12 protein-coding genes and 2 pseudogenes are annotated in these 7,369 nt (G+C 65.3%); 6 read left to right on the top strand and 8 right to left on the bottom strand.

What is annotated here, in order from left to right:
* The coding region (locus tag BG842_RS00575; protein WP_139135968.1) for a cytochrome P450 at nucleotides 1-581 on the bottom strand (581 nt) is incomplete at its 3' end.
* An 81-nt stretch (nucleotides 582-662) separates the two neighbouring features.
* Between BG842_RS00575 and BG842_RS30805 the strand changes: the two genes are divergently transcribed.
* Both BG842_RS30805 and BG842_RS30800 read left to right on the top strand, forming a co-directional pair.
* Nucleotides 663-923 carry a hypothetical protein gene (locus tag BG842_RS30805; RefSeq protein ID WP_254662803.1) on the top strand — a complete coding sequence of 87 codons (261 nt, stop codon included), beginning with the start codon at nucleotides 663-665 and terminating at the stop codon, nucleotides 921-923.
* Between the two features lie 9 nt (nucleotides 924-932).
* Entirely contained in the window at nucleotides 933-1,322 is a 390-nt protein-coding gene (locus BG842_RS30800) for a helix-turn-helix domain-containing protein (RefSeq protein WP_254662802.1), read from the top strand.
* Here the strand turns inward: BG842_RS30800 and BG842_RS00565 are convergent.
* Entirely contained in the window at nucleotides 1,310-1,846 is a 537-nt protein-coding gene (locus BG842_RS00565) for an archaemetzincin family Zn-dependent metalloprotease (protein WP_007979933.1), read from the bottom strand. The two genes, BG842_RS30800 and BG842_RS00565, sit on opposite strands and share 13 nt — an antisense overlap.
* Nucleotides 1,847-1,885: 39 nt before the next feature.
* On the opposite strand from BG842_RS00565, the gene BG842_RS00560 reads away from it, so the two are divergent.
* Nucleotides 1,886-2,275 carry a UPF0146 family protein gene (locus tag BG842_RS00560; RefSeq protein WP_007979935.1) on the top strand — a complete coding sequence of 130 codons (390 nt, stop codon included), beginning with the start codon at nucleotides 1,886-1,888 and terminating at the stop codon, nucleotides 2,273-2,275.
* Between the two features lie 15 nt (nucleotides 2,276-2,290).
* On the opposite strand, the gene BG842_RS00555 is transcribed toward BG842_RS00560, so the two are convergent.
* A complete protein-coding gene (locus BG842_RS00555; protein ID WP_069449252.1) occupies nucleotides 2,291-2,902 on the bottom strand; it encodes a methyltransferase domain-containing protein in 612 nt (203 codons plus the stop codon).
* A gap of 99 nt (nucleotides 2,903-3,001) precedes the next feature.
* Here BG842_RS00555 and BG842_RS00550 point away from each other — a divergent pair, with 99 nt between their 5' ends.
* Nucleotides 3,002-3,874, top strand: coding sequence for a TIGR01548 family HAD-type hydrolase (locus BG842_RS00550; protein WP_069449253.1), 873 nt, complete (start codon nucleotides 3,002-3,004; stop codon nucleotides 3,872-3,874).
* Nucleotides 3,875-3,899: 25 nt separating this feature from the next.
* Nucleotides 3,900-4,289 carry a hypothetical protein gene (locus tag BG842_RS00545; protein ID WP_069449251.1) on the top strand — a complete coding sequence of 130 codons (390 nt, stop codon included), beginning with the start codon at nucleotides 3,900-3,902 and terminating at the stop codon, nucleotides 4,287-4,289.
* Between the two features lie 80 nt (nucleotides 4,290-4,369).
* Here the strand turns inward: BG842_RS00545 and BG842_RS30795 are convergent, their stop codons facing one another.
* From BG842_RS30795 to BG842_RS30785, 3 genes are all read right to left on the bottom strand, one after another.
* Complete coding sequence (locus BG842_RS30795; protein ID WP_254662801.1) at nucleotides 4,370-4,558, bottom strand: hypothetical protein; 189 nt, start codon at nucleotides 4,556-4,558, stop codon at nucleotides 4,370-4,372.
* A 104-nt stretch (nucleotides 4,559-4,662) separates the two neighbouring features.
* Nucleotides 4,663-4,980 carry a hypothetical protein gene (locus BG842_RS30790; RefSeq protein ID WP_069449250.1) on the bottom strand — a complete coding sequence of 106 codons (318 nt, stop codon included), beginning with the start codon at nucleotides 4,978-4,980 and terminating at the stop codon, nucleotides 4,663-4,665.
* A gap of 27 nt (nucleotides 4,981-5,007) precedes the next feature.
* Nucleotides 5,008-5,190, bottom strand: coding sequence for a hypothetical protein (locus BG842_RS30785; protein WP_069449249.1), 183 nt, complete (start codon nucleotides 5,188-5,190; stop codon nucleotides 5,008-5,010).
* Here BG842_RS30785 and BG842_RS30780 point away from each other — a divergent pair.
* Nucleotides 5,108-5,335, top strand: a pseudogene (locus tag BG842_RS30780) (PKD domain-containing protein); the annotation flags it as partial. The gene BG842_RS30785 and the pseudogene BG842_RS30780 overlap by 83 nt on opposite strands.
* Before the next feature lie 96 nt (nucleotides 5,336-5,431).
* Here BG842_RS30780 and BG842_RS00530 read toward each other — a convergent pair.
* Together BG842_RS00530 and BG842_RS00525 are read right to left on the bottom strand one after the other, a co-directional pair.
* Nucleotides 5,432-7,135 (bottom strand): hypothetical protein, encoded by a 1,704-nt coding sequence (locus BG842_RS00530; protein WP_254662800.1) that lies wholly within the window; start codon nucleotides 7,133-7,135, stop codon nucleotides 5,432-5,434.
* Nucleotides 7,132-7,369: pseudogene (locus tag BG842_RS00525) on the bottom strand (replication factor A); the annotation flags it as partial. The pseudogene BG842_RS00525 and the gene BG842_RS00530, both read right to left, overlap by 4 nt.

The raw sequence follows: 7,369 nt of genomic DNA, 5'->3' as shown, positions 1-7,369 counted from the left end.
CCCGCGTCGCTCTTCTCGTTGATGGCCCGCGCGATACCGCGCGCCGCGTCGCGGATGGACGAGTCCGCTCCGCGAACGTCGTGGTCGAACAGGGCCGTGGCGAGGATTCGAAGCGTCAACCGTTTCATCACCTGCTGGAGCCGAATCGTCTCCCCGTCGTCCCACGAGTCGGCGGTTTCGGCCGCGAACGCGACCATCGGCTCCGCGTAGGTTCCGATGCGTTCGCGGTAGAACGCGGGTTGCATCATCGTCCGCTGACGTCGCCAGAACTCACCCTCGCTGGCGAAGAGTCCGTTCCCGATGAACTTCTCACCCGCCTCCCGAATGAACTCGCTCTTTCCGAACTTCGACTCCTCCGTGACGAGCACCCGCTCGACGTGCTCGGGGTGGAGGAGCGTACAGAAGTCCTCGCCCGCGACGGAGTACGACACCACGTCGCCGTACTCGCGGAGGCCGTCGTAGAACGCGAACGGGTCGCGGAGGAAACCGATGGTGTTCCCCACGCCGGGATACGATGTCGGTCCCGGCGGAAGCGGGCGGTCGTCCGAGCGCTCGGTCGGCGCGATTTCGGAGGTCATCATACCTAGATATCGGGGAGACGGACCGAAGCCGATTCCGTCGAATCCACTAGGGAATTTATGAGGGGCGGTGTATGGTCGGGTATGAAGTACGTTCGGCTCACGCTTCGCCATCCGCGGGAGATGCGGAACCCGATGCGGTCGTTCATCATGGAGCACGACGCGATGGAGCGGGCGGAACTGCTGAACTGGAACCTCTCGCACGAGGACCGGGATTACGTCCTCTTTCGAATCGTCGGCGAGATGGAACCGTACGCCGAGGCGGTGGACGCCGCTCCACTGATCCACGACTACGAGTTGACGCCGCTCGACGACGCCTCGTTCTACGCCTATATCGAACACTAGAAACGTGACGTGGACGCCGACTTTCGCACCGCGTTCGCGGGGACGAGCATCCTCGTGATTCCGCCCATCACGTACACCAGCGACGGCGCGATGCGGATGGAACTCGTCGGAAAGTCCGCGGACATGCGCGCCGTGATGGAGGACGTGGACGCCGACATCGACGTGTCGGTCGAACAGGTCAGCGAGTACGACACACCACAGATGGGACTCTGGGCGGAGTTAACGGAGCGCCAGCGGTCGGCGCTCGAAACGGCCGTCGCGGTCGGTTACTACGACGTGCCGCGAGAGGCCGGTGTCGAGGCGGTGGCGAAGGAAATGAACTGTGCACCGAGCACGGCTTCGACGCACCTTCGAAACGCGGAATCGAGAATCGTCAGGAGACTCGTTCAGAGCACCTGACGCTGGCAGGTGCCACAGAGGTTCTCCTCTTTCACGTCCACTTCGCGGACGGTCGGCGAGAAGTTCATCACACACCGGTTGTTGTCGCAGTGTTCGAGGCCGAGCGTGTGCCCTATTTCGTGGACGACTTCCTTTCGAACGCGGTCCGAGAACACCTCTTCCCGCGGCTTAGTGGAGATGCCGCCGTCGGAGGAGAGACCGTCGGTCGCGGGTTGGAGTCGGTAGGTGGAGATGACGCTGCCGCTGCCGTCGAGATAGGCGAGACCGAAGACGTAGTTTCGACGGCGGTAAAAGAGGTCCTGTGGTGTGATGGCGATGTTCTTCTCGCCGGTTCCGATGCGACTCGCCAGTTCGATGAAATCCTCGGCGCGAAATTGGTCGCGGTTGGGGTCGTGGGACCCAGAGGGGATTTCCTGTCGCTCGTGCACCATCACGTCGCAATCGTATATCGCCCGAAGGGCCGCTGACGCCTCACGTTTGACCCGCCCCGTAACGTCCCCCACGGGGACGATGTCAATCAACATGGCAACTCCTATGAGCGGACGACGCATAAACATCCCGCCGTGAACCCGCACATCCGCGACGAAATCGTCACCCGCCTCGCCGATTATCCGCGCGCAGTCGAGGTCGGAATCGGCAATCGACCGGACGTCGCCGACGAACTCGCCGCAACCGGCGTCGCCGTCACCGCGACGGATATCAGACCGCGAACGGTCCCGGAGGGCGTCGAGTTTCGACTGGACGACGTGACCGACCCGGTGGTGGACGTGTACGAGTCGGCGGACGTGATTTACGCCCAAAACCTGCCACCGGAACTCCATCGCCCCGCGCTCTCGGTGGCCGAGGAGTGCGATTCTGTCTTCGTCTTCACGACCCTCGGCGGCGACCAACCGTCGGTTCCCGTCCGGCGAGAGACGATTCCGGGCGAGACGCTGTTTTGGGCGCGGGAGTAGGGACCGCGGGGTCGATTATTCGTCGGGCTTCTCGGCGATTATCGTCTCCGCGGCGTGCTGGTGCGGTTCCCCTCCCGAATTATCGTCGAAGACGAGTTCGTCTTCCTCCAGAACTTCCCAATCGTCGTAGTAGCTCCGGAGTTCGCCGGGGTGGTAGAAGTGCTCGTTGTCGCCCCAGTCGGGCGCGGTCGGAATTTCGGGGTGGTCCACGAACGCGAACAGGACGTGAATCCCGCCGTCAGTGGTCGCGGTCTTGAACCGCTCGAACTGCGCGTCGCGGTTCTCCGGGCGGAGATACTGGAGCGCACCACAGGAGTACACCACGTCCATCGACGGGAAGTCGAGGTCGTTGATGTCGGCCTCCTTCGTCTGGAGTTGGACGCCTCGCTCCTCGGCGAGGCGCTCGGTCTTCTCCAACCCGTTCGGAATCGGGTCCACCGCGAGGACGCCGTAGCCCTGCTCGGCGAGGTACACCGCGTCCCGGCCCTCGCCGCTACCGATGTCGATGGCGGCGGGCGCGGTTCGTTCGGGCGCAAACTCCAGTACCGTCTCGGCCAATCCGTTCGGCTCCGTTCCCCAGTAGAATTCGTCGCGACCGTAGCGTCGCTGGAGTTCGTCGTGGTCCATGGAGGGTCGTTCAAAGGGCAGGACCATAGTCGGTTCGGCGGGGCGGCGGCACACTCGGCGATTCGGCAAACCCTTATCGCCGCGGACGAACGCGAGGGTATGAACGTGGATGCAGTCGTACTCGACATCGACGGGGTACTCGTGGACGTGGCCGACTCCTACCGACGGGCGATACTCGAATCCGTCGAACGGGTCCACGGCGACACCATCCCCAAGGACGCGATTCAGTCGTTCAAGGACGCATCGGGCTTCAACAACGATTGGGAACTGACCTACGCCGCGGCGCTGTACGTCCTCGCCTCCCGCGAGGGGCTGGACAGCACGATAGAGGAATTCACCGACGATATCGCGGCGAACGGCGGCGGCCTCGACGCCGCGGAGAACGTGGTTGCCGAGGAACTCCCCGACGACGCCCACGAAACCGTCCGCGCGGCGTGGGACCCCGAACACCTCCGCGAGGTGTTCCAGCAACTCTACCTCGGCGCGGAACTGTACGCGGAACTCGAAGGCGAGGACCCGACGCTCGACACGCGGGGGTACATCAACGACGAACCCGTCCTCCTCGGCTCCGAGACGGTGGAAGCGCTCACCGCGAACTACCCGGTCGGTATCGTCACCGGCAGGCCGAGCGCCGAGGCCGACATCGCCCTCGAACGCGTCGGACTGGATGTGGCCGACGAGCACCGGTTCACCATGGACGACTGGGAGCAGGGCAAACCGCATCCCCACGCCCTGATGACGCTGGGAGAGCGCTTCGACGCCGAACGCGTCGTCTTCGTGGGCGACACCTTGGACGATATTCGAACCGCGGTGAACGCGGACGAGACGGACTCGAACCGCGAGTACGTCGGCGTCGGCGTTCTGACCGGCGGCCTGACGGGCGAGTCGGGTCGCCGAAAGTACGAGGAGGCGGGCGCGGCGGCGGTCATCGACTCCATCGACGACCTTCCGGCGCTCCTCGGGGAAAACTGATATCTTTCGGTCACGAGTCTCTCGTATGGTATCCATCGACCGTCTCACTCGTATCCTCGTCCTCGCCCTGCTGTCGGCGTTCGTCTTCAGCGCACTCTTCAGTCCCCCCGACCCGTTCACGCAAATCATGTTCGCGCCCGTGCTGTTCGTCGCCTCCCTCCCGGTCGCCCGTCTGGCGTCCGACGACCGGTGGACGCTTCGCAACCACAGCCTGTTCTTCCTCGTCGCGTGGCTCATCGGGGTCGCGGGACAACCGCTCATCCGCAGTCTGGACCTCGGCGGCACGGCGTGGTTTCTCGTCAGCGTCGGGTGGCTCGCCGTCGCCATCCTGTTCTCGGGATGGTTCACCTATCTCGGCCCGGCGACGACCTTTTTCCGGAAGGAACCGCCTAAAACGGACACAGGCGGGACATAACAAAGCCAATCACGACCTTCCTGTGATGCGATACGCCACGCCCGACAGCGTGGTCTTCGGAGAATCGTGTCTATGACGGCTTACACACTGCTACGCAACCAGTATCGCACTCGGAGGCGACCCGTTCGATGAAACTCCGTCCCGTGCTCGTCGCCCTCCTCGTCCTCTCCCTGTTCGGAACCGCGGTCGCGCTTCCACCGCCGGGACTGCCCGGCGACGACCTGCCCGACGCGCCGACGAACCATCACAGCACCTACGCCGTCGAGCAAGGTGCATCCTGTACGGAGGTCAGTCCGATTCACGGCGACACGAACGTCGTCGATTTCTACGACTACCGCACCCCGTACACGAATTCGAGCAGTTGGGCGTACGGCTACTTCGGTCCGAAAGCGTTCACCCGCGAGAACGGGAGCACGATGTTCCTGTACCAGGCCCCGAGCGGCGTGACGAGCCTCGTGATGATCCACGACAAGATGAACAAGAGCCGAACCGGCGACAACAACCCGATGAGCACGGTGACGTTCGGGTTCGACGGCCTGCCGAGTTCCGGCCAGTGGGTGTTGATGGACGACACGTACCCCCACCGTGACGACCGCTGGTCGCGGACGCGCCTCGATTGGATCTGGGCCGGGTCGCGCACCGACGGCGGCGTCTTCCGCGGCGTGTCCGGCGATTCGAAGATAACCGTCACGCCCTCGTGGAACGATGATGCGACGCTCTACAACCCGCAACTCAAACACGAACCCGTCACGTCGTGGGCGTTCCTCTCGGGCGGATCGGGTAGTCCGAGCGCGACGGAACTCGACATGGGCTCACCCGTGACCGTCCGGCCGGGAACGTGTGGTGGCTCGCTACAGGCGTCGTTGCGGGCCGCGGGGACGGCCAGCGCCGGAACGCCCATCACCCTCGACGCGAGCAGATCGAGCGACTCGGAGGGGACGCCGACGAAGTACCGCTGGGATTACGACGACGACGGGACGGTAGACGAGACGACGACGCGACCGACGACGACCCACACCTATTCGAAACCGGGCGAACACATCGCCCGCGTGACGGTCGTCGATAGCAACGGGCACACCGCCAGCGCGACCACGCCCGTAACGGTGGAGCGGACGAAAGCGGACATCCACGTCACGGACGTGTCACTCGACAGAAAACAGGTGTCGAAGGGGGAGAATGTGACGGTCACCGCGACGTTCGAGAATACGGGCGACGGCGACGGAACGATTCCGGCCGATGACTTCCATCACCGTGTTTTCGAGGTTCTCGGGAACCGGCTTGTCGCCGTCGTCCCCGCCCGCGGATTCGGGTTCCGGTTCCGCCGCCGATTTTGTCCCGCTATCCTCGCTCGGCGTCGGTTCCGGTTCGGTGGCTTCCGTCTGCTCCGGTTCCGCCGCGTCGGCGTCCGGGCCGGTCGCTTCGGCCGGTTCGGCGGCGGTGTCGGATTCGGGTTCCGCCTCCGATTCCGTCGCCATCTCCTGGGCCGGTTCCGGCGTCTCGATGTCGGCCTCGCCGGGTTCGCCGACCTCCGCGCCGGTGGTGAACTCGGTACCGAACTCCTCTTCTATCTGCTCGCGCTCGCCCTCGTCGAACTCGTACATCTCGCCGCTGACGTCCTCGCCCATCGGTTGGTCGAAGTCGCCGGGACCGTCCTCCTCGTCCGACGGTCCGGCGTCGAAATCGCCGAGGTCGTCCGCGGACTCGTCGGAGTCGCTCACGGTGGTCTCGTCCGACGGGTTCGCGTCGAACTCCTCCACATCGGTTTCGCCGACGGGTTCCGATTCGACCGGTTCGGCCGTCTCCGCGGGTTCGCGGGCCTCTGCCGGAGGCATCTCCGGTTCGGCGTCGGTGTCGGGAACCGTCGTTTCCGCGGCCGGTTCGTCCGTCGGTTCGGATTCCGACTCGAACGTCGATTCGGATCCTTCCGATTCCGGTTCCGTCGGTTCGGCGTCGGTCAGGTCGGCGTCGGTCGGTTCCGTGCCGCTCGATTCGAACGCCGCCGATTCCGTCTCCGCTTCGGCTCCCGAGTCCGAACCGACTTCCGCGTCGAACTCGGCCGACGTTTCGGGGTCGGTGGCCGGGGGTTCCATTTCGCTCGTCCCCGTTTCGACCGCCGCGGTGTCGAGCGAGACGTCCACGTCGAGCGTCGCGTCGCCGGGTTCGTCCGGTGACGCGTCGAGCGTCCCAACTTCGTCACGTTCGCCCGCGACGACTCGCGTGGCGTCGAGCGCGACGTCCTGCAGTTCCGCGAGGTACGGCGTGTTCGTTCGGTAGTGGTCGAGCGCCAGCGGCATACCGGCCGCCAGTCCCGTGTCCACGTCGGCGGCTTCGAGCGCCCGTCGAAGCTCCTCGCCGTACTGGCCGGAGTCGAGCGCACCCGCGACCGTTTCGATGCGCGAAAGGGTCTGTTCCGCGGTCTGGACCACCCACCGGTCGCGCGTTTCGGCGTCCACCGCGTTCATGCTCTCGGGACGAATCGAGGTGTACACGAGGTCCGAATCCCCGGGCTGGAAGGTCCGCGCCTTGCCCGTCACCGCGACGAACATCGGCGGGTCGGCGCGTTCGAGGAACGCGAGCGCGTCCGGCTGGTACTGCCCGGCGTAGACGACGAAGCCGCCCGTCGGGTCCACGATGCGGGCGCGGAGCACGTCGTCGCCGACCTGCTCGATTTCGGTCAGCACGCCGACGACGAACAGGCGGTTGATGCGTGCACCCGTCGGCGTGACGACGTAGTTCGGGGCGCGCTCCTCGTCGCTGTCCGAGTGTTCGAGCGAGGCGTCGTCGTACTCGGCCGCGAAGATTCGCCACGCGACTTCCCGACGACCGACGCCGCCCTGCGAACTCATGCGTTCACCTCCGTGAGGAGGGCCTTGGCACGGTCGATCGGGTCGTCGTCCGTCTCGGCGAACTCGCTCGCTTCGAGGTTCGCACCGTAGTCGTCCACCGAGAGGTTGCCGCGGACGCGGTATTCGTGGCCGACGATTTTCTCGCGGATGGTGTCCGCGACGACTTCCTGGTCCATCGCGTCGCGCGCCTGCTGACGGGCCTTGTCGAGGCCGCCGCCGTACACCTCGGCGGTG

Origin of the sequence: Haladaptatus sp. W1, assembly GCF_001723155.1 — an archaeon.
Classification (GTDB): Archaea; Halobacteriota; Halobacteria; order Halobacteriales; family Haladaptataceae; genus Haladaptatus; species Haladaptatus paucihalophilus.
The sequence above is the reverse complement of the archived record's forward strand: the minus strand, read 5'-3'. Positions and strand labels throughout refer to the sequence as shown.